The sequence below is a fragment of the Variovorax sp. KK3 genome (assembly GCF_001984055.1).
In the GTDB taxonomy this organism is placed as follows: Bacteria; Pseudomonadota; Gammaproteobacteria; order Burkholderiales; family Burkholderiaceae_C; genus Variovorax.
Window position 1 is genome coordinate 1 of the sequence record NZ_LYVO01000069.1, and the last position, 25,495, is coordinate 25,495.

A 25,495-nucleotide genomic window follows, 5' to 3' on the forward strand; every position below is an offset into this window, starting at 1 on the left:
CCAGCAGGTTCTGGTGGCCTCGCGCGGCGACCGCAAGATCCAGTGGGTGCGCTTCGCGTCCAATGGCGACAGCGGCAGCGTGGTGCGCGAATTCCGCGACACCCGGATGACCGACCCGATCGCCGTGGAAGACGCCGACAACTTCGCCAGCGACAACATGGTGCTCAGCGTGGCCGACTATGCCGGCAAGAAGGTCTCGAACTACCGCTATGGCGCGGTGGTCTTTGCCAACCGCGGCGGCCAGTGGGCCTGCCAGCCTCCCAATGGCTGCGCCGTGCAGGGCACGGCCGGCGTCAACGTCGAGTTCGGCGGCAGCTATGCGGTGGAAGGCCGGCCCTTCCACGTCCGAACGTCCAACGTGCCCTGACGCTGCAAGGGCCTTCGACCCGACGACACACGGCCCGCCTCACGCGGGCCGTGGCGTTCAGGGGAGGGTCTTGTCGGCCTCCGTCGTGAAAGCATCCGCGAAGAACTCCTCTTCGGGCAGGCCGCGCTTCGACACGTAATCGCGCTTGGCCGAGTCGACCACCACCGGCGCACCGCAGGCATACACCTGGTAGCCCGACAGGTCGGCGATGTCCTCCATCACGGCCAGGTGCACGAAGCCCGTGCGGCCGCGCCAGTTGTCTTCGGGCACCGCGTTTGATACCACCGGCACGTAGCGCAGATTGCGCATCGCGGCCAAGGCGGAACGCACCCAGTCGTCCATGTACAGGTCTTCCGGCCGCCGCCCGCCCCAATAGAGCGTGGCCGGCCGGTCGATGTTCTTGAACTGCATGTGCTCCAGCAGCGCCTTGATGGGCGCGAAGCCCGTGCCCGACGCCAGCAGCACCATCGGCTTCTCGGAGTCGTCGCGCAGGAAGAAGCTGCCATAGGGCCCTTCGATGCGAAGGATCTCCTTCTCCTTCATCGCGCCGAACACGTGGTCGGTGAACTTGCCGCCCGGCAGGTGCCGGATGTGCAGCTCGATGCCCGTGCCCGGCTCGCCCAGCGTGTGCGGCGCATTGGCCATCGAATAGCTGCGCCGCGTGCCGTCGCGCAGGATGAATTCGATGTACTGCCCGGCGTGGAACTGCAGCGGCTCGCCGGCCGGCAACTGCAGGCGCAGCATCACCACGTCGTGCGACTTGCGCGATATCGACTGCACCCGCACCGGCATCTTGCGGATCGGGAAGGCATTGGCGTCCGTCACTTGGCGCGATTCGAGCACCACGTCGCTCTGGGGCTGCGCACAGCAGGTGAGCACGTAGCCAGCCTGTTCTTCTTCGGCGCTCAGCGCCTTGCTCTGGTGAAGTCGATGCGTCACCGCACCCGACAGCTTCTTGCACTTGCAGGAGCCGCATGCCCCGTCCTTGCAGCCGTAGGGCAGGCCGATGCCCTGGCGGATGCCCGCTGCGAGGATGGTTTCGTCGGCATGTGCGGTGAAGCTGCGTCCGCTCGGCTCTACCGTGATGTGAAAGCCCGCCTCGTCCGGCGCTGCACTCGTCATGGGTATTCTTCGTGTCTCGTTCAGCAGAAGGAACCGATTTTGCCCGCATTCAACAGCCCGGCCGGCAGCAGGCCTACGCGCTTCCGCCGGCAACGGGTGCTCGTGGTCGGCTGCGGCGACGTGGGGCTGCGCGCCGCGCGCCTGTTGCGCGGCCGCGTGCGCCTGTTCGCGCTGACCTCCTCGCCGGACCGGGTGGCCGCCCTGCGCGAGGCCGGCCTCACGCCCATCGTGGCCGACCTCGACCGCCCCGGCTCGTTGCGCCGCCTGTCGGGCCTGGCCACCCGCGTGCTGCACCTCGCCCCACCACCGCGCGTCGAAGGCAGCGGCTGGTCGCGCGACGCACGCACCGTCGCCCTGGTGCGGGCCTTGCGCCTGCGCAGCCTGCCCGATGCGCTGGTCTACGGCTCCACCACCGGCGTGTACGGCGATTGCGGCGGCGCGCGCATCGACGAGACGCGCACCGTGCGCCCCGACACCCCACGCGCCCACCGCCGCGTCGATGCCGAGCGGGCCGTGCGTTGGCTGGGCCGCGCCGGCGTGGCAACGCGCATCCTGCGAATTCCAGGCATCTACGCCCCCGACCGCGAAGGCGGCACGCCGCGCGAGCGGCTGCACAAGCGCACGCCGGTGCTGCATGCCGAAGACGACGTCTACACCAGCCACATCCACGCCGATGACCTGGCGCGTGCCTGCGTCGCGGCGCTCTGGCGCGGCGGCACGCAGCGCGTGTTCCACGCCAGCGACGACACCGAACTCAAGATCGGCGACTACATCGACCTCGCCGCCGACCTCTACGGCCTGCCGCGCCCGCCCCGCATCTCGCGCGCCGAGGCACGTGCGCAGCTGCCGTTGCTGCAGATGAGTTTCATGAGCGAGTCGCGGCGGCTGGACAATACGCGGCTCAAGCGCGAACTCCGCTTGCGCCTGCGTCACCCGACCGTGGCCACGGGCCTCGTGCCCTGATCGAACGAACGAGTCAAAGGATCTTCATGCCGGCAGCCCAGCTTTCCGTCTACTTCTTCCTGCAGGTCGCGGTGATCATTGCCGTGTGCCAGCTGGTCGGCCGGCTGGCGCAGCGCCTGGGCCAGCCGCAGGTGGTCGGCGAGATGATCGCCGGCGTCATGCTCGGCCCTTCGTTGCTGGGCCTGTTCTTTCCCGAGTTGCAGCGCGCGTTGTTCCCCAAGGAAACGCTGGGCATGCTCTACGTGGGCGGGCAGCTGGGCGTCGGCATGTACATGTTCCTGGTCGGCACCGAGTTCCGCGCCGACCATTTCCGCCGCCGCTTCAAGAGCGCAGCCGCCGTGTCGCTGGCCGGCATCGTCGTGCCCTTCGTGCTGGCCTTCATGCTGGTGCCGTGGCTGCAGCACATCCCCGGCCTCTTCTCCGAGCGCGTGAAGCCGTTCGAGGCCTCGCTCTTTCTGGGTGCTGCGATCGCGATCACGGCCTTTCCCATGCTGGCGCGCATCATCCACGAGCGCGGCCTGGCCGGCACCTCGCTGGGCACACTGGCGTTGACGGCCGGCGCCGTCGACGACGCGGCCGCCTGGTGCATCCTGGCCGTGGTGCTCGCCAGCTTCGGCGGCTCCTGGGGCGGTGCCTACGCGGCCATCGGCGGCGGCGTGGCCTACGCGCTCTTCATGATCTTCATCGGCTCGCGCCTGCTGCGCCGCCTCGCGGCCCACGTGCGGCCCGAGGCGCCGCTCTCCGCGTCGGTGCTGGCCCTGGTGCTGGTGCTGTTCTGCCTGAGTGCCTTCGCCATGGACGCCATCGGCATCCACGCCGTCTTCGGCGGCTTCCTGCTCGGTGCGGGCCTGCCGCGCGGGCCGCTCACCGACAAGCTGCGCGAACAGCTGCAGCCCTTCGTGGTCATCTTCCTGCTGCCCATGTTCTTCACCTACTCGGGCCTGAACACGCGGCTGGCCGTGCTCTTCGAGCCGGCCATCCTGATGGGCGCCGTCGCCATCCTGGCGGCATCGTTCTGCGGCAAGGGCATCGCCTGCTGGGCCGCGGCGCGCATGGCCGGCGAGCCGCAGCGCGATGCGATGGCCATCGGCGCGCTGATGAATGCGCGCGGGCTGATGGAGCTGATCATCATCAACATCGGCTTGCACGCCGGCGTGATCCTGCCGGGCCTGTTCTCGATCCTGGTGATGATGGCGATCCTCACGACCTTGATGGCGACGCCCTTGTTCAACTGGGTCACGCGCGAGCGTCACGCCAAGAGCGCGGCGGCGAAGCTGCACGCTTAGCGTTTCGCGCTTCGACTCGTGGCGTCGCGAGATTGCGCGGCACCGATCGCGCGACACCGTTACTCGTCCCCAGGCTCGCTGAGCCGGCGCGAGCACTTCGCGCGATCCAAGACACCCGAGAAGAGTTTTATGAGCGACGAAAAGTTCACGCCCTTCTGCGTGCGCGTCACCGCGGCCCCCCTGAGCTCGAATGGCTGCAAGCAGGCAACCCGACCATTTCGAGAAGACTTCAACGCATGGACTCGGCCGACATCCAACGCCGGCACCGCCCAAACGTTCCGGCACAGAACCGCCATTCGATTCGATCGCCTGTCATCGGCGGTTGGAGTTCGCTGAACAGGATGCACGATCGCCTCCTCGGCATCCTCGACCAAGCCAGCTTCGTCGCTTTGAGCCTCAAGCACACGCGGCCAAGCTGGTGTTGGGCACGTTCGGGCTGACCGACGCGAAGCTGGCACCTCATGTCGCGGCCCTGCAGCTCAACCATTCGCTGCAGGCATTCGAGACACGCAAGCGCGATATCGAGGGCGAGAACTGGCATGCCTTGCAAGCGCTGACGAAGCGCAACCGCCTCACGCTGGCCCGTTCATAGCCGATGCGCGATGAGGCGAATGCGTTAACCGTCCCTCGAATCGATGGACCGATCGGCGCGCGCCGTTGCTGTGGAACGGCTGCCTCGCTGCGGGTGACAGAGCGCAGGGTCCGACGCATCACGCGCGCGCTGCGCACCAGAAAACGGTGGCGACCCCTCGCCGTGATGCAACGCCCTGTTCTTTGATCCTGAATCCCCGGAGCAACCCATGTACTTCCCTCACACGATATCGAGGACCTCGCTACCGAGCCAGCAGCCGCTGCCGTACTCGAAAGACGACAACGACACCGAACAGCGCGCCATGATCGGCGATGTCCCCGCAGCGCAATCGACTTCGCTCGACCGGCCCTCCGATCTCGTTTCCCACGTTGTCTTTGGGATGGGGCCCCGCTTCCCCAACGGCAAAGCGATGCTCGATAGGTATCGCGAGGCCGCCGGAGGCCTGGAACTGCAGGTGCTCGGTGATGGCGTTCGAGGGCTGAAGCTCGACGACTTCCAAGAGATGGCGAAGAAAGTTCCTCCTGGCACGCCCGTCATCCTGCAGATACATGGGGAGATGCAAGAGATGATGGGCCATGTGCTTGAAATGGACGAGCGCGGCAACAGGATTCCGACCGTAGAGGTGATGCGAGCCTGCGTGCAGGCGGGCTTCTCAAAGGTAACGTTGGTCGGTTGCTATGCCAGGCGCGCCACGGGGGAGCTCTGCCGGGATCCAGACTTGACAGGCCAGCCGGGCTTGAGCTTCAGGCTCGATGGGGGACGCAGGAAGTTCGCTCAAGGTGATGGTAGTTCGGCGATCGTGGAGCAGCTCAGCTACTACAGCGACTGCTATCGAAACGGCGAGGTGCCGACCGACGTCAAGGAGGTGCTGCATGCGCTGGTGCACACGTCCCACTGCTTGGCGATCATGCAGAGCCACGCGGATCCCTTGTCGGACGCGACGGTAGCCCATTTTCACAAGTGCAACCTCCAGGGGATCGATCGGCAGATCGTCATGTCGCGCATCGAAGGACTCGATGTTCACTACAGCTCTGGGCAGCGAGCGCACGATGTCGAGAGGCAGCTGAAGGACGGACTGCTGAATGCCGTCGGCGAACCATTGGACGACGCGCAGGTGGCCAAGCTGCGCAACACGGCCCTGTTCAGGGCCGCCAGTGCCGGCAAGATTGAAGTCGTCGACCTGTTGCTCCAGGAGCGCGACGTCAACATCGACTTCCGCTCGGAGGACGGGCTGACGCCGCTTGCGGTCGCTGCGGCACGGGGACACTTCCAAGTCGTCAAGATGCTTTGCGAGGGACGCGCCAATCCCGACATTGCGGACGAATTGATGTGGACGCCCATCCATTTTGCCGGCCAAGACGGTCGACTCGACATCGTCAAACATCTCGTCAATGCCGGCGCAGACATCAACCGGCAATGCGTCAGAGGCATCACGCCCTTGGCGCAGACGATCGGGGTCGGTTCGGTCGAAGTGGTGGGCTACCTCTTGGATCACGGCGCGAATGTGAATGTAGGGCTGAAGGACGGGACGATGCCGTTGTGGTTGGCCGTCGAGCGAGGGGACGTATCCATCCTGAAAAGTCTTCTGAAAAAGCAGCCGGCGATCGACCTCGGGCATGCCGATGGTTCGACGCCGCTGTCGCTTGCCGCAAGGCGAGGCCGTGTCGATCTGGTGACGGTGCTGCTGGACGCGGGCGCCAATATCAATGAGCCCGACATGGCTGGTTGCACGCCACTTTTCAAGGCAGCAAGAAATGGTCACCTGGACGTCGTGAAACTGCTTCTGGAACGTAAGGCGGATCCCAACGTCGAGAGCGAGGGTGTGACTGCGGCCGAGATCGCGAAGATCCTTGGTTTCCAAGAGGTCGCCAACGTACTGCTGAACGCTTCTTAGCCCGAGTGCGCCATCGACCGCAGCGCCTGCCCATCCGGGCAGTAGCCGCAGGCCATCCGGCTTTCGACAATGACATCGAAACCAGGAGCCGACATGCCAGACACCCCTTCCAACTTCTCCCTCGACGCATGGTCCACCGCCGTGGCCGATGCGGTGAGTTCCGCTGCACCCGCCGTGGTCGCGATCCAGACCCGCCATGCACGCGCCAGCGGATTCGCATGGCGACCCGGCTGGATCGTGAGTTCCGACGAAGGCTTGCCCGAGGACGAAGACGCCGAGATCACGCTGCCGGGCGGCGCGACGCTGCCGGCCAAGGTGGCGGGGCGCGACCCCACCACCGACGTGCTGCTGTTGCGCTGCGAAGGCCTCGAGGCCGGGCAGGTCGAGTTCGACGCCACGCCGCTGCGTGCGGGTGAACTCGCGATCACGGTCGGCGCGCGCGAGGGGCTGCCGGTGGTGGCGAGCGGGCTGGTTTCGCTGGCCGGCCCGGCTTGGCGCAGCCTGCGTGGCGGCGACATCGATGCGCGCGTCGAACTGGACCTTCGCCTGCGCCTGGGCGCCGAAGGCGGGCTGGTGCTCAATGCGCGCAGCCGGCCGGTAGGCATGGCGACCTTCGGGCCGCGTCGGCGCGTGCTGCTGATTCCCGGCAGCACGGTGGAGCGCGTGGCGGCGCACCTGGTGGCGCACGGCCGCGTGGCGCGGGGCTATCTGGGCCTGAGCCTGCAGCCGGTGCGGGTGGACCCGCGCGGCGTGGGCGCGATGGTGATGGGCGTGGCCGCACAAGGGCCCGGCGACGCGGCCGGCTTCCGGCAGGGTGACGTCATCGTCGCGGTCGACGGACAGCCGATTCGCAGCGTGCCGCTGCTGCTGCGGCGGCTGGGGCCGGCGAGCGTCGGCGCGGTGCTCGCGTTCACGCTGCAGCGAGCGGGCGAATCGCTGGAGGTGACGCTCACCGTCGGTGAAAGGCCGGCGGATTGACCGCTGCCGCGGCCCACAATGGCGCAATGAAGCCGATCGTGATCGCGCTCGAGTTCGACGATGCGGCGCTGTCGCAGCGTCTGGCCGCTGCCTTGGCCACGGTGCCCGACATCCGCATCGCCGATCGCGGTGAAGCGGCCGACCTGGCCGTGGTGCTGCCGGAGGCGGCGCAGCGTGGCGACCCTGCGGACTCGACGCTGACGCCGCGCGAGCTGGAGGTGCTGGCGCTCGTTGCCGAAGGCGCGTCGAACAAGCTCATCGCGCGCCGGCTCGGCATCTCGATGCACACCGCGAAGTTTCACGTCGGGTCGCTCATCGACAAGCTCGATGCAACGGGCCGCACCGATGCGGTGGCGCATGCCGCGCGCTTGGGTGTGCTGAATCTTTGAGTTCAGCCTTGCCGCAGCGGGCAGAAGGGTCGTCCCTCGACGACGGCCCATACGCAAGCCCGAATGCAGGCGATGGCAAGGTGCGCATCGGGCGCGCACGGCACGGTCTTCATGACGATGAACATGATGTTTCTCCCGTGGGAGGTGCGCCGTCGTCAGGTCGCCCAGTGCGAGTAGTGCAAGACCACATAGCCCAGCGAATGCCAGAAGCAGGCTTCCGAATGGCTGCGGGTCAGGATGCGGGAGCCATTGAGGCCGAGGCATTCGTAGCCCCTGCCATCGCCCGTCGAGTCCAGGATGTTTTTGTCCATGACGCATCTCCAATGACTTCTTTGTAGGCCGCCAAGGCGCCAGCGGCCAGCGGTTGGCGGCCCGGAGAGTCGTCGGCACGCGAATGCAGCGCGTGTCCGCTTCTTCCACGCAACGGATATCGGCATCGGCTGACACTCGTGCATGCGTGCCCAGCGTGGGGGCCTCGACATCCAGGCCGAGGCGATGCAAGCTACGCGGGTGCTTGGCGGGGTTGGAGACGTGAGCATCTGCGCGCTGGCACGCTGACCTTCAGGGATCCATGGCTTCAAGAAAGGACACTCCATGAACAGCACGCCAGCCCAGACCAAGAAGGGCCTGCCGCCCGCGGCCTGGATCATGATCGCGATGGTGATCGGCATCGTGATCGGATACATGGTCTTCGTGAGCTTCCCCGACAAGAAGTCGGCGACCCAGATCGCCGGCTACATCTCGATCTTTTCCGATGTGTTCCTGCGGTTGATCAAGATGCTGATCGGCCCGCTGGTGTTCTCCACGCTCGTGGTGGGCATCGCCCACATGGGCGACGCGGCCTCGGTGGGCCGCGTGTTCGGCAAGGCGCTGGGCTGGTTCGTCACAGCCTCGCTGGTGTCGCTGGTGCTGGGCCTGATCATGGCCAACCTGCTGCAGCCGGGCCACAACCTGGGCCTGCCGCTGCCCGACATCGGTGCATCCGCCAACCTGGCGACATCGAAATTCACACTCAAGGATTTCGTCAGCCACCTGGTGCCCAAGAGCTTCGCCGAGGCCATGGCCAACAACGAGATCCTGCAGATCGTGGTGTTCTCGATGTTCTTCGGCGTGGCGCTGGCGTCGCTGGGCGACAAGGCACGCACGCTGGTCAACGCCATCGACGAGCTGTCGCACGCGATGCTCAAGATCACCGGCTACGTGATGAAGCTGGCCCCGCTGGCGGTGATGGCCGCCATGGCCGCCACGGTGGCGGTCAACGGTCTGGAGATCCTGCTCAAGTTTGCCGTGTTCATGGGTGACTTCTACCTGGGTCTCTTCGTGCTGTGGGGTGTGTTGATCCTGGCGGGCTTCCTCTTTCTCGGCAAGCGCATCCTCAAGCTGCTGGTGCTGATCAAGGAAGCGTTTCTGCTGTCCTTTGCCACCGCCAGTTCGGAGGCGGCCTATCCGAAGATCCTGGACGCGCTCGACCGCTTCGGTGTGAAACGCAAGATTTCGAGCTTCGTCATGCCCATGGGCTATTCGTTCAACCTCGACGGCTCGATGATGTATTGCACCTTCGCGGTGCTCTTCATCGCGCAGGCCTACGACATTCATCTGTCGCTGGGCACGCAGGTCACGATGCTGCTGATCCTGATGCTCACGTCCAAGGGCATGGCCGGCGTGCCGCGCGCGTCGTTGGTGGTGATCGCGGCCACGCTCAACCAGTTCAACATCCCCGAGGCGGGGTTGCTGCTGATCCTGGGCGTGGACACCTTCCTCGACATGGGCCGCTCGGCCACCAACGCGGTGGGCAATTCGATCGCCACCGCGGTGGTCGCCAAGTGGGAAGGCGAGTTGCTCACCGAGAGCGAGGCGACGGCCAACGAGCAGGCCCTGGACGCCGAGCGTGCCGCCACGCTGTCGCACCCGGTGCATGCCTGACGGGGCGCGGCCATGAAATCCCTGCGACTGCTGCTGGCCGTGGCCCTGATGGCGGGCACGGCGGCCTGGTCCCAGACCGAGCCCGCGCCGAGCGCGCCTGTCGCGCTCGCCGGCACGCTGGCCAAGGTGCGCGATACCGGCGCCGTGGTCATCGGCTACCGCGAATCGTCGGTGCCCTTCTCATACCTGTCGACGCGCAACGAGCCCATCGGCTACTCGATCGAGCTCTGCAAGCTGCTGGTGGCCGCGATGGAGGAGGCGGTGCACAAGAGCCTCGAGACCAAGTGGGTGCCCGTCACCTCCGAATCGCGTATCGACGCGGTGGAAAAAGGCCAGGTCGACATCGAGTGCGGCTCGACCACCAGCAACCTCGAACGCCAGAAGCGCGTGGCGTTCTCGCCGACCATCTTCGTGTCGGGCACGAAGCTGCTGGTGAAGAAGGGCTCGCCCATTCGCGAGTTCAAGGACCTGGCCGGCCGCAAGGTGGCCGTGACGCGCGGCACGACCAACGAAAAGACCATGCAGGAGCTGTCGCAGAAGTTCAAGCTCAACCTGCAGCTGCTGGTGCAGCGCGACCATGCCGAATCGTTCGCGCAGGTGGTCGGCGGCAACGCCGACGCCTTCGCGACCGACGACGTGCTGCTCTATGGCCTGATCGCGCAGAACAAGGGCAAGGTGCCGGGCGACTATCTGGTGGTGGGCGACTTTCTGTCTTACGACCCCTACGGCGTGATGTACCGCAAGGGCGACCCCGAGATGACGCGCGTGGTCAACGAAAGCTTCGCCGCCATGGCGCAGGACGGCGAGATCGAGCGGCAGTACAAGCGTTGGTTCCTGCGGCGGTTGCCGCTGTCGACCACCAGCATCGACCTGCCGATGAGCCCGCAGCTCGAAACGATCATCCAGACGATGGCGGTGAAGTCGGAATGACGTCCGAACGCCACCGGCGCAGGGCTGAACGAGCGTCATAGAACTTTTGGTGGATCGCGCCGCGCCCAGTTTTCGGTAGAAAGTGAGAACTAATGCGTGACAAGATGTTTACAAGAGCGCTTGCACCTACAGCGCCGCCCCGTCGACTGAAGCTACAAGAGTTCAGTTTCCGCTCGCTTCCGCCAAGGAGGATTCGATGTTCAGCTTTTTCCAGTCCAACCGAAACGGCCATCTGCGGCGTGTGATGACGCTGCTCGAGGAGGCGCAGCTCGCGCGCATCGAACACCAGGCGGCCGCGGAGCACCACAAGGCACTGGCGACCATGTACGGTGAGCGCGCGAAGCGGCTGGAGCGCGAGCTCTACGGCACGGCCCAGGTGCCGATCGGCGATGCCACCAAGGACGAGAAGGCGGTGCTCTACGCGCTGGACGCCACCCGCCGGCTCGAATCGCAAGCCAAGGGCTAGGGCTAACGCAAGGGCTAAGCTTCGGCGCCGGCTGGCATCTGCGCCAGTGCCGCGGCAGCCACACCCGGAATCAACCCCGCCAGCGCCTTGCTGGCCAGCGTGAATGGCCGCTGCGCGCTGGTCGCCAGCAGCACGTGCTGCCTGAACATGCGTTCCGCCAAGGGCACGGCAGCGAGCGCGCCGGTGCGCAGTTCCTCGGCCACCGCGTGCCGCGGCAACACGCTGGCGCAATCGTGGCGGGCCAGCATGCTTTTCACGATCACCGACGAGCTGCCTTCCAGCACCAGGTTCAACGCCAGCCGATGCCGGTGCGCGACCTCGTCGAGCAGGTTGCGGATCGCGTTGGGCGGCACCGGCAGCACCAGCGGCAGTCCGGACAGGCCTTGCAGCGTCGTCTGCTGCGGCCAAGCGGACTTCGTGCCGGCCTTCTTCGGCGCCAGCGCGCGCTGCAGGAAGGCGCGCCGGCCGACCACGCACAGCTGGGAATCGAAGAGCCGCCTGTAGCTGTTGCTGCCCTTGGCGCGATAGCGGTTGAGCACGGCCAGGTCGATGCGGCCCTGCGTGAGCGCGGTTTCCATGTCGCCGCTGTAGCCCTCGATGACGCGCAGCCGCACCTGCGGGTACTGCTGCGTGACGACGCCGTAGAGCGCCGCGGCCAGAAAGCCCGAGACGCCCGGCACCAGGCCCAGCGTGACCAGGCCACTCGGCGTGCCCGACAGTTCGCGGCCCGTGTGGGCCAGCTCCTCGGCCTGGGCGAGCAAGGCCTCCACGCGCGGCAGGATGCTGCGGGCCAGCTCCGTCGGCTGCACGCCGCGGCCGGTGCGGTGGAAGAGGGCGCCGCCGAAGGCCCGCTCCAGTTCGCCGACCTGCCGGCTCACCGCCGACTGCGCCAGGCCCAGCGCCACGGCCGCGCGCGTGAGGCTGCCGGCCTGCGCGACGGCGGACAGGGTGCGCAGTGCGCGCAAGGTCAAAAGGTCGGCGATGTCGCCCGTGGTCGAAGAAGCCTGAGTCATCTCGAAAGCGGATAGCTGATTTCCAGATTGGACATTGGCCCGCGAAGTCCGCGCAACTAGAGTCTTCCTCAGGAGACGCAACGACATGACCGGACCCCTCACAGGCCTTCGCGTGCTGGACATCGCCACGATCATCGCGGGCCCTTCGGCCGCCGCGCTGCTGGGCGACTACGGCGCCACCGTGGTGAAAGCCGAGCTGCCCGGCAGCGGCGACGGCGCCCGCGACTTCCCCCCGCACAAGAACGGCAAGCCGCTGTGGTGGAAGGTGACCAACCGCGGCAAGCGCATGATCACGCTCGACCTGCGCAAGCCCGAAGGCGCCGCGCTGCTGCTGAAGATGCTGCCGCGCTTCGACGTGCTCGTCGAGAACTTCCGCCCCGGCACGCTGGACCGCTGGGGCCTCGACAAGGAAGCGCTGTGGGCGGCGCAGCCCAGCCTGGTGATCCTGCGCGCCACCGGCTTCGGCCAGACAGGCCCCTACCGCAACCGGCCCGGCTTCGCACGCGTGTTCGAGGCGATGGGCGGCTTGACGCACCTCACCGGCGAGGCCGGCGGCGAGCCCATGCACGCGGGCTACCCGGTCGCCGACAACGTGGGCGGGCTGTTCGGTGCCATCGGCGTGCTCGCCGCGCTGTGGCGCCGTGCCCGCGACCCGAAGGCGCCCGGCGAGGAGATCGACCTGTCGCTCACCGAGGCCACGCTCAAGCTGCTGGAGTTCCTGCCCATCGAGCACGACCAGCTCGGCACGGTGCGCCAGCGCTCCGGCAATGCCAACCAGTACTCGGCGCCGGCTGCCGTCTATCGCACGGCCGACGGGCACTGGGTGTCGCTGGCGGGCAGCACCAATGCGCTGTTCGCGGCCAACTGCCGCGCGATCGGGCGGGCCGATCTCGCCGCCGATCCGCGCTTTGCGAACAACAGCGCACGCGTCGCCCACGCGGCCGAACTCAACGGCGTGTTCGCCGCCTGGTGTGCGGCCCATTCGCTGTCGGCCGTGCTGGCCGCCTTCGAGGCTGCACAGGGCACCATCGCACCGATCTACGGCATCGACCAGATCGAGGCCGACCCGCACCTGCGCGCACGCCAGGCCATCTGCGACGTGCCCGATGCCGACTTCGGCCGCGTGCGCATGGCCAACGTGGTGCCGCGCTTCGCGGGCGCGCCCTGCGAGATCCGCCACAGCGGCGGCGCGCTGGGCCAGGATAACGCCGACTTCTACCGCCGCGACCTCGCGCTGGACCCCGAGCACATCGAACGCCTGCAAGCCGCGGGCGTGATCTGAAACACCCCAACCAGGAAGCACCCATGCCCCTTCATGCAACAACCCATCCGCTCGTGAAGCTGTCGCCGGCCGAGGCCGCGCTGCTCGCCCGTACCCAGGCCCTGGTGGCCGAGAAGATCGGCCCCGATGCCGAACGCGTGGCGCGCGAAGACGTGTTCGCGTGGGACACCTTCAAGCTGCTGTCGGCCGAGGGCATCGTGGCCACCGCTTTCCCGCGCGAACACGGCGGCAGCGAGGCCAGCATGCTGCTGCGCGTGCGCATCATCGAGGAGCTGGCCGGCGCGTGCTCGACCGCGGCATCGTTGATCACCGGCACCGACCTGTCGTCGAGGCCGATCGTCGCGGGCGGCAGCGATGCGCTCAAGCGCGAGCTGATCGGCGACCTGGCGAGCGGCGCACGGCAGTCCGCGTTCGCCTTGACGGAGCCCGGCGCGGGCAGCGACGTGGCCCGCCTGGCCGCGCGCTACACGACCTCGCCCAAGGGCGGCTGGGTGCTGAGCGGGCGCAAGAAGTTCATCACCCGCGCCAACGTGGCCGACATGTTCGTGGTGGTGGCGCGGCAGGACGACGGCCCGGCCGGCGCCAAGGGCCTGAGCGCCTTCGTGGTGCCGCGCGACGCCAAGGGCGTCAGCGTGTCGCCGGTGATCCCCAAGCTGGGCTGGTACGGCGTGCCGATCGCGATGGTCGACTTCGAGAACGTGCAGGTGCCCGAAGGCTATCTGCTGGGCAAGGAAGGCGAGGGCATGGCCTTGGCGCAGGACACGCTGCTGCGCGCGCGCATCGGCCATGCCGCCATCGCACTCGGTCGCGCTGCCGGCGCCTTGACGATCGCCGCGCAGTACGCGAACCAGCGCCAGGTCTTCGGCCAGGCGGTGGGCGGGCACCAGGGCATCCAGTGGATGGTGGCCGAGATGGCGGCGCAGATCGAGGCCGCGCGCTGCCTGGTCTACAGCACGGCGCTGCGCTACGACGCGGGCGACGCGGACGTTGCGATCCATGCCTCGATCGCCAAGATGCATGCGACCGACCTGTGCATGAAGATCGTGGTCGACTGCCTGCAGCTGCTGGGCGGCAACGGCTACCTGAAGGCCTTCCCGCTGGAGCGCTTCATGCGCGATGCCAAGATGAACCAGATCGGCGAGGGCACGAGCGAGGTGCACAAGACCTTGATCGGCCGCCACGTGCTGCGCACGGCGGGCGAAATGCCGCGCCACCCCTGCCTCGACATGGAACCGGACCTGTGGTGCCATGGCTGAAGCGCTCGCCGATTCGCTGACCAACCCGCTGTGCCGTCGGCTCGGCATCCGGCTGCCCATCTTCGGGTTGGCGCATCGCGTCGAGGTGGCCGCTGCCATCTCGCGCGCAGGCGGGCTGGGCGTGTATGCCGCGGCGCGCGACGGCCCTCACGAACTCGAAGACAAGCTGCGCCTGCTGCGCCGCCTGTGCCCCGACCATCCGGTCGGCGTTGACCTGCTGCTGCCCAGCGGCCTGCCCGAGCACGACTCGCGCGAGGCGGTGGCCGCGGCCGTGCCGCAGGCGCATCGCGACTTCGTGCGCGGGTTGTTCGACGCGCACCGGGTGCCGCCGGCCACGCACGGCAACTTCTTCTCGCAGTACGTGCGCTCGCAAAGCCTGTTCGACGAGCAGATGGATGCAGTCGTCGCGAGTGGCGTCGATGTCTTCGCTGCAGGTGTGGGCACGCCGCCGCAGGTGCTCGGGCGCGCACGGGCGGCGGGTCAGCAGACCATCGCTCTGGTCGGCAGCGTGCGCCATGCCGAGAAAGCGATCGCTGCCGGTGCCGACATCCTCGTGGCGCAGGGCTACGACGCGGGCGGCCACACCGGGCCCATCGGCACCTTCACACTGGTGCCACAGATCGTGGCCGCTGCTGAGGGCAGGCCCGTGATCGCCGCCGGCGGCATCGGCACCGGCGCACAGGTCGCGGCCGCCTTCGCGCTCGGCGCGCAGGGCGCGTGGCTCGGCACGCTGTGGCTGGGCACGCGCGAGCACGAGCTGCCCGCTGCGCTGGCCGCCAAGCTGATGGCGGCCCGCAGCGAGGACACCGTGATCACGCGCGCCCACAGCGGGAAGCCCTGCCGCGTGCTGCGCAGTGCCTTCAGCGATGCGTGGGATGCACCCGGCGCACCGCAGCCGCTGCCCATGCCCTACCAGCAGGCGCTAACCGGTGAATTGCTGGCGGCGGTGGAAGAGCACGAGATCGCGCCGCTGATGTACGAAGCGGCCGGGCAGAGCGTGGACTGGCTGCGCCGCATCGAGCCGGTGGCCGACGTGATGCAGCGGCTCGTGCAGGAGACGCGCGACGCGCTGCGATCCATGACGCCCTACATGAGCTGAGCTCGAGCCAGACAACGACAGGAGACAGACGACATGCAACGCCGCCAGTTCAACATCCGCGTCCTCGCCGCCATGGCCGCGGGGCTGCCCCTTGCGCCCGGCCTGGCCTCGGCCGCCGTACCGCCCGGCCCCGGCGGCTTTCCCGACAAGCCGGTGAAGATCGTCGTGCCCTATCCGGCGGGCGGCATCGTCGACGGCCTCGTGCGTGCGGTCTGCGATCCGCTGTCGGCCGACTTGCCGCAGCGCATGGTGGTCGAGAACCGGCCCGGTGCCGATGGCCGCATCGGCCTCGACGCCGTCGCGCGCGCCGCACCCGACGGCTACACCTTGCTCGGCGCGTCACCGTTGCTGTCGGTGGGCGAGCATCTCATGCCGGACATGAAGGCCCGCGGCAAGGAGTTCGTCGGCATCTGCGGCATCGCGGCGGCGCCCACGGTCTTCGTGGTGCACAGCGGCGTGGCGGCGCGCACGTTGAAGGAGTTCGTCGCGCTTGCGGCTGCGAAGCCCGGTGAGCTCAACGTCGCCAACCCGGGTGTGGGCAGCTCGATCCACCTGGCGCAGGAGCTGTTCTTCGAGCGCACCGGCCTCAAGCTGACGAACGTTGCGTACAAGGGCCAGCCGCCGTCGCTGGTGGATCTCGGCTCGGGACAGCTGCAGTTCGCGATCGTCACGCAGAACCTGGCGCTGCCGCTGATCCAGGCGGGCAAGGTGCGCGCGCTGGCGGTGAACGCGGCTGCGCGCACCCGCTCGCTGCCCGACGTGCCGACGGTGGCCGAGGCCGGCTACCCCGACACGCTGGTGCAGTCGTGGTACGGCGTGGCCGCACCGAGCCGCACGCCCGCGCCGGTGGTGGCTTGGCTCAGCCAGCAGTTCCAGCGCGGCATGGCCCAGCCCGAAGTGCGCAGCCGGCTCGCCGGCTTCGACGCCGAGGTGCTGGCGCTCGACGGCGCGCGCTTCGATGCGTTGATCGACAAGGAGCGCCAGCGCTGGGGCGACCTGATCGCCCGGCGGCGCATTCAGGTGCAGCAGTAGGCTGTGCGCATCAGCCCAGGGGCGCGGGCATGGCCGGGCTGCCGGTCCAGGTGCTCGCGGCCGGAATCCGCTCGCCCTTCATCACGAGCGTGAGCGGACCGAGCTGCGCGCGGTCTTCCACCGTCGCGCCGTAGAGCACCGTGCTGCGCGGCCCGATGGTCACGCGCTCGCCGATGCGCACGTGATCGATCTTCATCACGCGGTCTTCGAACAGGTGGGTCTGCGGGCAGCATTGCGCATTCAGCTCGCTGTGCGCGCCGATGTGCACGCAGTCGAACTCGGTGATGTCGGTCGTGTCGAGGTACACGCCGCGGCCGATGCGGCAGCCCAGCAGGCGAAAGGCCACGGGCAGCCAGGGCGTGCCGCGCAGGTAGTGCATGAAGTTCGGCACCGCGATGCCTTCATACAGGTTGGTCGCGGCCTCCGACAGCCACACGAAGGGCGTCCACATGGGAGCCTCGCGCGGCTTGTATCGCCCCAGGAGCAGCCATTTGAAGAGCGCTACGAAAACGAAGGTGCCCAAGCCGAAGATCAGTCCGTCGACCATCAGGTACCAGGCCACCGCGCCCCATTGGCCGGCTGCGGCCAGCGGCATGACGGCGAGCACGATGCTGTAGCCGGCCGCGATCACGATCGCGTGCGGCGCGACGATGCGGAAGGCCTCCACCAGCGTGCGTCCGATCCGGCGCAGGGCCGAGGGCCGGTAGGTCAGCGCTTCGGGGTGGCCCTTGACGGTTTCGCGCGCAGGCAGGTGCATCGCCGGCGAGCCGGCCCAGGTGTCGCCGCTTTGGATCGCATGGCGGTCGGGCACCCGCGACAGCACGCCGATCAGCACGTTTTCGGGCAGCGTGGTGCCGTCGGGCACGTAGGCGCCATTGCCGATGAAGCTGCGGCGCGACACGACGGTGGGCTGCATGGTCATCCAGCCGCCGTCGACTTCCTCGTCGCCCAGCAGCACGGCGTCGGCGACGAAGGTGTCGTCGCCGAGCGTGAGCATGTCGGGCACCACGCCCAGTGCGGTGGAAATCTCCGCACCGCGGCCCACGCGCGCGCCCAGAAGCCGGTACCAGAACGGCGCGAACACCGTCGCATAGAGCCCGTGCAGCACATTCAGGCTGCCTTCCTGGATCTGGTTGATCAACCAGCGGGTGCAGTAGGTGCGGCTGTGCACGGGCCAACTGCCGGGCTTCAGCCGGGGCATCAGGCTCCAGCGGACGGCGGCGGCCGCCAGTACCGTCAGCAGCACCATCACGGCGCTCGCCGGGAGCGCAAACACGAAGTACTTGAGCAACTGCAGCGCCGTAGAGCTGGTCTCGAGCCACGGGAAGCGTTCGGTGTCGTCGAGCACGTCGATCAGCATGAAGCTCGGAAACACCGGCAGGAAGAACAGCACCGACGCGAGTGCCGCGCCGGCGACGAAGAAGGCCGTCTCCAGTGTGCGGCGGCGGGCGCTGGCGACGACGCGCGGCGGCAGGGAAGCCGGATCGAAGGCGCCGCCATCGCGGGCGGGTGAGCCCACCCAGAGCCGGCGTTCGGGCACGGCCTGGCCTTCGCGCAGCGCCGACTGTCCGTCGAGATGGCCCCAGGCGCCGATGCGCGTGCCGCCTTCGAGCACGGCGTAAGACCCGACGTGTGCGTCGGCGTCGATGTCGATGCGCCCGAGCACCAGCTCACCGCGCTCGACGCGCGCATTCTCGAAGAGGACCGCGTTGCCGACGCTCGCACGGTCGCCCAGCGCGAGCAGGTCGGGCGCGCGCAGCTTGATGGAGCCGATCACCACGTCGTCGCCGATGCGTGCACCGAGCGCGCGCCACCACCAGGCATGCAGCGAGGCGCCGCTGAGCAGGTACGTCGGCGCGGCGTCGACCAGGCGGTCGGCCAGCCACCACCGGTAGTAGACGAGGCCCCACAGCGGATAGCGCCCCGGCGCGAGCCGGCCTGCGATGAGCCACTTGCCACCGATCGCGAGCGCGAATTCGAGCACCGTCGCCGCCAGGAACATCGCCACCGACATGGCGATGGCGTACGGAATCGAATCGCCCGGGCTGCCGGTATGGAAGTGGTAGGTGAAGAAGGGCGCGAGCCACTGCATCATGCGCAGCGCCACCAGCAGGGGAATGGCGGCGGCCTGGGCCATCGCACAGCGCCAGCGGCGCAAGGCCGAAGGCGGTGCCCAGTCGGGCGTGGGCGACGCCGGGCCGGCGTCGCGTTCCAGCGCAGCGGCAATGCGGCCGATCACGCGGTGTTGGTAGATGTCGCGCACGGTGGCATGCGCGAAGCGCGGGTCGGCGCGTAGCGTCGAGGCCAGGCGCGCGGCGAGCAGAGAGTGCCCGCCGAGATCGGCGAAGAAGTCGGCGTCGCGCCGGATGGCGAGGCCCGGGAACAGACGCCCCAATGCAGCGAAGAGCGCTTCTTCGGCGGCGCCCTGCGGCCGATCGGATTCCTCGTCGTCGTTGGCCGCGGCCAGTTGGTACGCCTTGAGTGCCTTGCGATCGATCTTCCCCGATGTCAGGCGCGGCATGGCTTCCAGCCGCTCGAAGCGCGCAGGCAGCATGTAGGGCGGCAGACGAGCGGCCAGCGCCTCGCGCAGCGCCGTGGCGGACATCGGTGCTTCGGCCACGATGAACGCCACGAGCTGGTCGATGCCGTCTTCCGCGCGCAGCAGCACGGCGGCGGTGCCGATGCCCGGCTGCTGTGCGAGCGCGGCCTCGATCTCGCCCAGCTCGACGCGGAAGCCGCGGATCTTGACCTGGTCGTCGGCCCGGCCCAGGCACTGCACACGGCCGGCCGGATCGATGCGTGCGAGGTCGCCCGTGCGGTACAGGCGCTGGTCGTGCTCACCGGTGGCCCAGGGGTTGGGCAGGAATTTTTGTGCCGTGAGCTCGGGACGGCCGAGGTAGCCGGCGGCGACCCCGGGGCCGGTGATGCACAGCTCGCCGACCTGGCCGCGCGGTAGCAAACTGAGGCCGAGCTCGCCGTCCGAGTCGGCATCGATGACCAGGAGCGCGTAGTTGGGCAGCGGCCGCCCGATGGTCACCTGCTCGCCGGGGCGCAGCTCGGCGAGGCTGGCCGAGACGGTGGCTTCGGTGGGCCCGTAGGTGTTGAAGACCTTCCGGCCAGGACGGGCCCAGCGCGCGGCCAGGGTGTCGGGGCAGGCTTCCCCGCCGAGGTTGACGATGCGCAAGCCCGGCACGTCCGACGCGAACAGCGCCAACAGCGTGGGCACGGCGTGCAGCACGGTGATGCCGTGGGCCTTCAGCGCCGCGGGCAGGGCCTCGGGATTGGACGCGACGTCCCGGGGCGCGACCCACAGGGTGGCACCGGCCAGCCAGCTGATCCAGATCTCCTCGAAGCTCATGTCGAAAGCGACCGAGAAGCCCTGGTACACGCGGTCGTCGGCGCGCACGCCGAGCACGTCGTTCTCGCTGCGCAAGAAGTGGCAGATGCTTCCCTGCGTGATGGCGATGCCCTTGGGCTTGCCGGTCGAGCCCGAGGTGTAGATCACGTAGGCCGGGTGCGTGGATTTCGCGCCCTCGCGTCGGCGCAAGGGCTGGTTCGGCGCCGGCGCGAGCAGGGCCTTGGCCGTCCATACCGTGCGGCCCAGTGCGGCCAGGCGCTCCGCCCCTTCGTTTTCGGTCAGGATGCCGGCCGCATCGGCATCTTCCAGGCACACGCCGATGCGATCCACCGGGGTATCGGCATCGAAGGGCAGCCAGGCCGCGCCGGTCTTGGCGATGGCGAGCTGCATGGCGATGAGCTCGATGCCGCGTGGCAGCCACAGACCGACGATCTGGCCCGGTCGCACGCCGGCTTCGATCAGGCGGGAGGCGGCGAGGTTGGCAAGCGCGTCGAGTTCGCGGTAGCTGAGTATGCGGTCGCCGAAGACCAGCGCCGGATGCTCGGGCTGCGCCGCGGCGGTGGCCTCGAACAGGTCCGCGAGCAGTTCGTCGCGCAGCAGGTCGGGACGAGACGGCCCATGCAGGATGTCGTGAGCTGTGGCTGACTGCGGGAAAGGGAGAAGGAGTGCGGACATGTCGACAGGCCAACGTCCCACCGCTCGGCGCGGATGACGAGGTTTCGCGACAACTTGGAAGGAGCGGACTTTCTGTGCATCAAGACGGAAGAGCTCAGGAGAAGCGGGTGGTCGCGGTCTTCAGGCAGGCCTCGAATTTTTCGGGGGCAGATCATCTGCCGCGAGGCATCGCGCAAGCCGCTCGCCTGCCACGCGCAGCCGTTCCTTCAGCGCGGCAGGCGCCTGCACCTCGTAGTCCACGTCGAGCGCCATGAGCCAGTAAACGAGTTGATCGAGCGCGTTCGCGCCGCACAGCAGCAGGCAGCGCCCGGCGTCGATCTCTTCCAGCATGCCGGCCGATGGCGGAATGCGCCGTGCCATCTCCGCGCGTGGCGAATGCAGCACCACGCGCGCCTGTTCCGAGTAGGGGCTGACCGCGAGCGAACGCGACACGTAGGCGCGCAGGTCACCGCCTTCGGGCGCGGGCCGTGGCGCGAAGTGGGCGCCGGTGGCGAGCGCGCCTGCGATGCGGTCGATGCGGAAGGTGCGCCAGTCCTCGCGCGCCGGGTCCCAGGCCACGAGGTACCAGCGTTCGCCCGTGTGCACCACGCCCTGCGGCTCGACGGTGCGCGTGGTCGCGCGGCCCTGGCTGTCGCCGTAGTTGAAGGACAGGCGCAATTGCTCGCGGCAGGCCGCAGCGAGTTGCGCGAGCTGGTTCGCATCGACCACCGGTCCGGTGCGGTCGAGCGGCAGGATGGCCGAGCGCAGGGCCTCGATGCGCCGGTGCAGGCGCGACGGCATGACCTGTTCGAGCTTGACGAGCGCGCGCAGCGAGGCTTCTTCGATGCCGCCGACGGCACCGGCCGTGGCGGTGCGCAGGGCGATGGCGGCGGCCAGCGCCTCTTCGTCGTCGAGCAGCAGCGGCGGCAGCGCGCGGCCCGCGCGAAACGCATAGCCGCCGGCCACGCCGCTGCTGGCATGCACGGGATAGCCCAGCTCGCGCAGGCGATCGATGTCGCGTCGCAGTGTGCGGGGGTGAACCTCCAGGCGCTCCGCGAGCTCGGCGCCTGCCCAGTGGCGGCGTGTCTGCAGCAGGGAGAGCAGGCGCAACAGGCGCGAGGACGATGTGAGCATGGATCTCGACTGTAGCCCGCATCGAGGGCCGAATCTGTCCGCAATGGCCACTAGAGTTCATCCCATCGCTGCTGCGGCCGACACGTGTTCCGACCTCGACCTGCAACCCATCCAGGAGCTTCTCATGTCCCTCGTTCTTTACTGGCATCCCATGTCCAGCGCCACCCCGATCGCCTGCGCGCTCGCCGAACTCGGCGTGCCGCACGAGCGCGTCAAGATCGACATCCGCAGCGGCGAGCAGCGCAAGCCCGATTACCTGGCGCTCAATCCGAACGGCAAGGTGCCCACGCTCACGGTGGACGGCGCATCGATGTTCGAGGCGCTCGCCATCCATCTGTGGCTGGCCGAACGCTACGGTGTGGCGCGCGGGCTGTGGCCGCAGGCGGACACGCCCGAGCGGCTGCAGGCCATGTCGTGGTGCACGTGGTCTTACGTCACCTACGGCGCGGTGCTGGTGCGGCTGCAGGTCGCAGCGCACGGCGACGAAGCCCTGCGCAGCGCGACCCACGCCGAGGCGGCGCGCGAAGGACTGAGTCAGTTGCTTGCGTTGCTCGATGCGCGATTGGCGCAGCAGCCCTGGATGCTCGGCGCGGACTACTCGCTCGCCGACCTGGTGGTCGGCTCGGTGATCGGCTACAGCGTGTTCATCGGCGCGCCGGTGTCCTCGCACCCGCATGTGCAGGCCTGGCTGGAGAAGGTGCAGGCACGGCCCGCGATGCAGATCGAGGCCTGAACGACAAGGCTTCGTTGCCGTGGTGCGCAGGCGAAGGGCCTCATCTCGATCGGAGATGGACCCCCCTGCAATCCATATGAATCTTGCGCGTTAACCCGCTGCGGGCGCCGCATGCGCAGCCGCGACCATCGATGCATCGAGCAACGACCCACGGACGCTGACAACGCATGACCACCACCCGCGCCATCCCATCGCTGCAGCCGCAGCACCGGCCACTGGCAGCCGACGACAAGAGCACCGCCGACGCGGTCTACCGCAAGGTGAGCCTGCGGCTCATACCACTGCTCTTCATCTGCTACATCGCGGCCTACCTCGACCGCGTGAACGTAGGCTTCGCCAAGCTGCAGATGCAGGGCGACCTGCAGTTCAGCGAGGCGGTGTACGGCCTCGGCGCCGGCATCTTCTTCCTGGGCTACTTCCTGTTCGAGGTGCCGAGCAACGTGATCCTGCACCGCGTCGGCGCGCGGCGATGGATCGCCCGCATCATGATCACCTGGGGCTTGCTCTCGGCCGCCACGATGTTCGTGAACTCGCCGACCACGTTCTACGTGATCCGCTTCCTGCTCGGCGCGGCCGAGGCCGGATTCTTCCCCGGCATGATCCTGTACCTCACCTACTGGTACCCGGCGGCGCGTCGCAGCAAGGCGACCTCGCTGTTCCTGGCGGCGATTCCCTTCGCTGGCATCCTGGGCGGCCCGATTTCGGGCTGGATCCTGCAAGGCATGAACGGCGTGCACGGCTGGGCCGGCTGGCAGTGGCTGTTCGTGCTGCAGGGCCTGCCGACGGTGGCGCTCGGTGTGCTGGTGTGGCGCCGCCTGGACGACCGGGTGCGCGACGCGAAATGGCTCAGCACCGACGAGCGTGAACTGATCGCACGCGACGTCGCTGCCGAAGACGCCGGCAAGGTCGAGCCGAAGCTGCTGCAAGTGCTCGGCAATGGCCGCGTGTGGCTGCTGGCGTTGGTGTACTTCGCTTTCACCTCCGGGCTCTACGGCATCTCGTTCTGGCTGCCGAGCATCATCAAGGCGATCGGCGTGAAGGGTGCGCTCGACATCGGCCTGCTGAGTGCCATACCGTGGACCTTCGGTGTGGTGGCGATGTACCTGGCGGCGCGCAACGCCGACCGCCATCTCGAGTACCGCTGGCATTGCGCCGTGGCCGCGGTGGTCGGCGCCATCGGGCTGGTGCTGAGCGTCGCCTTCCATGGCAACGCGGTCTACGCGATGGCCGGCCTCACGCTGGCGACGATGGGGATCATGTCGACGCTGCCGATCTTCTGGGGCATGCCCACCGGCTTCCTGGGCGGGGCGGCGGCTGCGGCGGGTATTGCCTTCATCAACTCCTTCGGCAACCTCTCGGGCTTCAGTGCGCCTTACATGATCGGCCTGATCAAGGACGCGACGAAGAGCACCGATGCAGGCCTGCACATGCTGGCTGCGCTGCTGGTGATCGGCGCGGTGCTGGTGCTGTTCGTGCGGCCCGCGCGCGCCGCTGCCAAAGCCTGAGCCCCTCCGCGACGCCGCCCTGGCAGCGTCGTCACTTTCCCCGATCTTGAAAAGAGGCCCCTACATGGAAGCGGTTGCGACCATTCCTGCGCGCACGACGGCCGGCGATCCGGCCCGACGCTCGCCTTCCGCCGATCTGATCGCGCGCCTGCAGCGCCGCTTCGGCGACCGGCTGTCCACCAGCCGCGCCGTGCTGCTGCAGCACGGCACCGACGAGTCGGCCTATGCGCCGCAGGCACCCGATGCGGTGCTGTTCGTGCAGAGCACGGACGACGTGGCCTTTGTCGTGCGCGCCTGCGCGGCCGAGCGCGTGCCGATCATCGGCTTCGGCGTAGGCTCGTCGGTCGAAGGCCACCTGCTGGCCGTGCAAGGCGGCGTGTGCGTCGACTTCTCGCAGATGAACAAGGTGCTGGCCGTGCGGCCCGGCGACCTGACGGCCACGGTCGAGGCCGGCGTGACGCGCGGGCAACTCAATGCGGCGCTGGCCGAGACCGGCTTCTTCTTCTCGGTCGACCCAGGCGCCGATGCGTCCATCGGCGGCATGGTGGCGACGGCGGCGTCGGGCACGAACACCGTGCGCTACGGCACCATGCGCGACAACGTCGTCAACCTCACGGTGGTCACGGCCACGGGCGAGGTGGTGCGTACGGCGTCGCGTGCACGCAAGAGTTCGGCTGGCTACAACCTCACGCAGCTCTATTGCGGCTCGGAAGGCACGCTGGGGCTGATCACGGAAGCCACCGTGCGCCTGCATCCGCATCCCGAGGCCGTCGCGGCCGCGGTGGTGCATTTCCCGTCGGTGCGTGCGGCGGTCGACACCGTGATCGAGGCCATCCAGCTCGGCGTGCCGCTGGCGCGCGCGGAGATGCTGGACGCGCTGACCATCCGCGCCGTCAACGCCCACAGCCGCACCAGCCTGAGCGAGAACCCCACGTTGTTCCTCGAGTTCGGCGGCACCAAGGAGCAGATCGAGGCGCAGGCCGAGGTCATGCGCGAGATCGCCGACAGCCATGGCGGCGGCGCCTTCGAATGGGCCCTGCGCCAGGAGGAGCGCACGCGCCTGTGGACGCCGCGCCACCACGCGTACTTCGCCTGCCTGCAGCTCAAGGCCGGCAGCCGCAGCCTGACCACCGATGCCTGCGTGCCGCTGTCCGAACTCGCGCAGTGCATCGACGAGACGCAGGCCGACATCGACGCGCATGGTCTGCTGGCGCCGGTGTTCGGCCACGTCGGCGATGGCAACTTCCATTGCCTGGTGCTGGTCGACCCTGCAGACGCGTCGCAGAACGAGGAAGCCGAGGCCTTCAGCCGGCGGCTGGTGGCGCGTGCGCTGCGCCATGGAGGCACCTCGACCGGCGAGCACGGCGTGGGGCTGCACAAGATGCACTACCTCGAAGACGAGCATGGCCGCGAGGGCGTGGCACTGATGCGTGCGCTGAAGCAGGCGCTGGACCCCGACAACATCTTCAACCCCGGCAAGGTCGTGGCGATCTGAAGCCGTTCGGCCGGCGCATGCACG

At 68.4% G+C, this 25,495-nt stretch carries 22 protein-coding genes and 1 pseudogene; 17 read left to right on the forward strand and 6 right to left on the reverse strand.

From position 1 onward, the window contains the following. Positions 1 to 367 (forward strand): annotated as a pseudogene (locus tag B0W80_RS35685) (hypothetical protein); the annotation flags it as partial. 57 nt (positions 368 to 424) lie between these two features. On the opposite strand, the gene B0W80_RS25860 reads toward B0W80_RS35685, so the two are convergent. Continuing rightward, on the reverse strand, positions 425 to 1,489 hold the full coding sequence (locus B0W80_RS25860) for a CDP-6-deoxy-delta-3,4-glucoseen reductase (RefSeq protein WP_077002027.1): 1,065 nt from the start codon (positions 1,487 to 1,489) through the stop codon (positions 425 to 427). A gap of 39 nt (positions 1,490 to 1,528) precedes the next feature. Here B0W80_RS25860 and B0W80_RS25865 point away from each other — a divergent pair, with 39 nt between their 5' ends. The 6 genes from B0W80_RS25865 to B0W80_RS25885 all read left to right on the forward strand — a co-directional run bounded on the left by B0W80_RS25865 (position 1,529) and on the right by B0W80_RS25885 (position 7,591). After that, on the forward strand, positions 1,529 to 2,452 hold the full coding sequence (locus B0W80_RS25865) for an NAD-dependent epimerase/dehydratase family protein (RefSeq protein ID WP_077002028.1): 924 nt from the start codon (positions 1,529 to 1,531) through the stop codon (positions 2,450 to 2,452). Positions 2,453 to 2,478: 26 nt separating this feature from the next. Beyond that, a complete protein-coding gene (locus tag B0W80_RS25870; protein ID WP_077002029.1) occupies positions 2,479 to 3,738 on the forward strand; it encodes a cation:proton antiporter in 1,260 nt (419 codons plus the stop codon). A 190-nt stretch (positions 3,739 to 3,928) separates the two neighbouring features. Continuing rightward, positions 3,929 to 4,330, forward strand: coding sequence for a hypothetical protein (locus B0W80_RS35160; protein ID WP_143684788.1), 402 nt, complete (start codon positions 3,929 to 3,931; stop codon positions 4,328 to 4,330). Positions 4,331 to 4,538: 208 nt separating this feature from the next. Beyond that, positions 4,539 to 6,224, forward strand: a complete 1,686-nt coding sequence (locus tag B0W80_RS25875; protein ID WP_077002030.1) for an ankyrin repeat domain-containing protein — start codon at positions 4,539 to 4,541, stop codon at positions 6,222 to 6,224. Positions 6,225 to 6,317: 93 nt separating this feature from the next. Then, positions 6,318 to 7,202 carry a S1C family serine protease gene (locus B0W80_RS25880; RefSeq protein ID WP_077002031.1) on the forward strand — a complete coding sequence of 295 codons (885 nt, stop codon included), beginning with the start codon at positions 6,318 to 6,320 and terminating at the stop codon, positions 7,200 to 7,202. 26 nt (positions 7,203 to 7,228) lie between these two features. Then, positions 7,229 to 7,591, forward strand: a complete 363-nt coding sequence (locus tag B0W80_RS25885; protein ID WP_077002032.1) for a response regulator transcription factor — start codon at positions 7,229 to 7,231, stop codon at positions 7,589 to 7,591. A 2-nt stretch (positions 7,592 to 7,593) separates the two neighbouring features. Here the strand turns inward: B0W80_RS25885 and B0W80_RS36295 are convergent, their stop codons facing one another. Beyond that, positions 7,594 to 7,716, reverse strand: a complete 123-nt coding sequence (locus tag B0W80_RS36295; RefSeq protein ID WP_256856689.1) for a hypothetical protein — start codon at positions 7,714 to 7,716, stop codon at positions 7,594 to 7,596. Between the two features lie 30 nt (positions 7,717 to 7,746). Beyond that, the gene (locus tag B0W80_RS35690) at positions 7,747 to 7,902 is read right to left on the reverse strand and encodes a hypothetical protein (RefSeq protein ID WP_179107028.1); all 156 of its coding nucleotides are present in this window, start codon (positions 7,900 to 7,902) and stop codon (positions 7,747 to 7,749) included. Between the two features lie 283 nt (positions 7,903 to 8,185). On the opposite strand from B0W80_RS35690, the gene B0W80_RS25890 reads away from it, so the two are divergent. The 3 genes from B0W80_RS25890 to B0W80_RS25900 all read left to right on the forward strand — a co-directional run bounded on the left by B0W80_RS25890 (position 8,186) and on the right by B0W80_RS25900 (position 10,910). Continuing rightward, positions 8,186 to 9,514 (forward strand): dicarboxylate/amino acid:cation symporter, encoded by a 1,329-nt coding sequence (locus tag B0W80_RS25890; protein WP_077002033.1) that lies wholly within the window; start codon positions 8,186 to 8,188, stop codon positions 9,512 to 9,514. 12 nt (positions 9,515 to 9,526) lie between these two features. Then, positions 9,527 to 10,444, forward strand: a complete 918-nt coding sequence (locus B0W80_RS25895; RefSeq protein ID WP_077002034.1) for an amino acid ABC transporter substrate-binding protein — start codon at positions 9,527 to 9,529, stop codon at positions 10,442 to 10,444. Between the two features lie 196 nt (positions 10,445 to 10,640). Then, positions 10,641 to 10,910, forward strand: coding sequence for a hypothetical protein (locus tag B0W80_RS25900; RefSeq protein WP_077002035.1), 270 nt, complete (start codon positions 10,641 to 10,643; stop codon positions 10,908 to 10,910). A 14-nt stretch (positions 10,911 to 10,924) separates the two neighbouring features. Here B0W80_RS25900 and B0W80_RS25905 read toward each other — a convergent pair whose 3' ends face one another. Then, complete coding sequence (locus B0W80_RS25905; RefSeq protein ID WP_077002036.1) at positions 10,925 to 11,923, reverse strand: LysR family transcriptional regulator; 999 nt, start codon at positions 11,921 to 11,923, stop codon at positions 10,925 to 10,927. Positions 11,924 to 12,008: 85 nt separating this feature from the next. On the opposite strand from B0W80_RS25905, the gene B0W80_RS25910 reads away from it, so the two are divergent. The 4 genes from B0W80_RS25910 to B0W80_RS25925 are packed head-to-tail and all read left to right on the forward strand — an operon-like array spanning position 12,009 to position 16,592. After that, positions 12,009 to 13,205, forward strand: a complete 1,197-nt coding sequence (locus B0W80_RS25910; protein ID WP_077002037.1) for a CaiB/BaiF CoA-transferase family protein — start codon at positions 12,009 to 12,011, stop codon at positions 13,203 to 13,205. 23 nt (positions 13,206 to 13,228) lie between these two features. Further along, positions 13,229 to 14,461, forward strand: a complete 1,233-nt coding sequence (locus tag B0W80_RS25915; RefSeq protein ID WP_077002038.1) for an acyl-CoA dehydrogenase family protein — start codon at positions 13,229 to 13,231, stop codon at positions 14,459 to 14,461. Continuing rightward, the gene (locus B0W80_RS25920; protein ID WP_077002039.1) at positions 14,454 to 15,560 is read left to right on the forward strand and encodes a nitronate monooxygenase family protein; all 1,107 of its coding nucleotides are present in this window, start codon (positions 14,454 to 14,456) and stop codon (positions 15,558 to 15,560) included. The genes B0W80_RS25915 and B0W80_RS25920 overlap by 8 nt, the downstream gene beginning before the upstream one ends. 33 nt (positions 15,561 to 15,593) lie before the next feature. Next, positions 15,594 to 16,592, forward strand: a complete 999-nt coding sequence (locus B0W80_RS25925) for a tripartite tricarboxylate transporter substrate binding protein (protein ID WP_077002040.1) — start codon at positions 15,594 to 15,596, stop codon at positions 16,590 to 16,592. Between the two features lie 10 nt (positions 16,593 to 16,602). On the opposite strand, the gene B0W80_RS25930 is transcribed toward B0W80_RS25925, so the two are convergent. After that, positions 16,603 to 20,625, reverse strand: coding sequence for a Pls/PosA family non-ribosomal peptide synthetase (locus B0W80_RS25930; protein WP_077002041.1), 4,023 nt, complete (start codon positions 20,623 to 20,625; stop codon positions 16,603 to 16,605). Between the two features lie 120 nt (positions 20,626 to 20,745). Beyond that, on the reverse strand, positions 20,746 to 21,738 hold the full coding sequence (locus B0W80_RS25935; protein ID WP_077002042.1) for a YafY family protein: 993 nt from the start codon (positions 21,736 to 21,738) through the stop codon (positions 20,746 to 20,748). 124 nt (positions 21,739 to 21,862) lie between these two features. Between B0W80_RS25935 and B0W80_RS25940 the strand changes: the two genes are divergently transcribed. From B0W80_RS25940 to B0W80_RS25950, 3 genes are all read left to right on the forward strand, one after another. Beyond that, on the forward strand, positions 21,863 to 22,471 hold the full coding sequence (locus B0W80_RS25940; RefSeq protein ID WP_077002043.1) for a glutathione S-transferase family protein: 609 nt from the start codon (positions 21,863 to 21,865) through the stop codon (positions 22,469 to 22,471). Between the two features lie 167 nt (positions 22,472 to 22,638). Continuing rightward, the gene (locus B0W80_RS25945; RefSeq protein ID WP_077002044.1) at positions 22,639 to 23,976 is read left to right on the forward strand and encodes an MFS transporter; all 1,338 of its coding nucleotides are present in this window, start codon (positions 22,639 to 22,641) and stop codon (positions 23,974 to 23,976) included. Between the two features lie 64 nt (positions 23,977 to 24,040). After that, complete coding sequence (locus tag B0W80_RS25950) at positions 24,041 to 25,471, forward strand: FAD-binding oxidoreductase (RefSeq protein ID WP_077002045.1); 1,431 nt, start codon at positions 24,041 to 24,043, stop codon at positions 25,469 to 25,471. Positions 25,472 to 25,495: the final 24 nt, after the last annotated feature.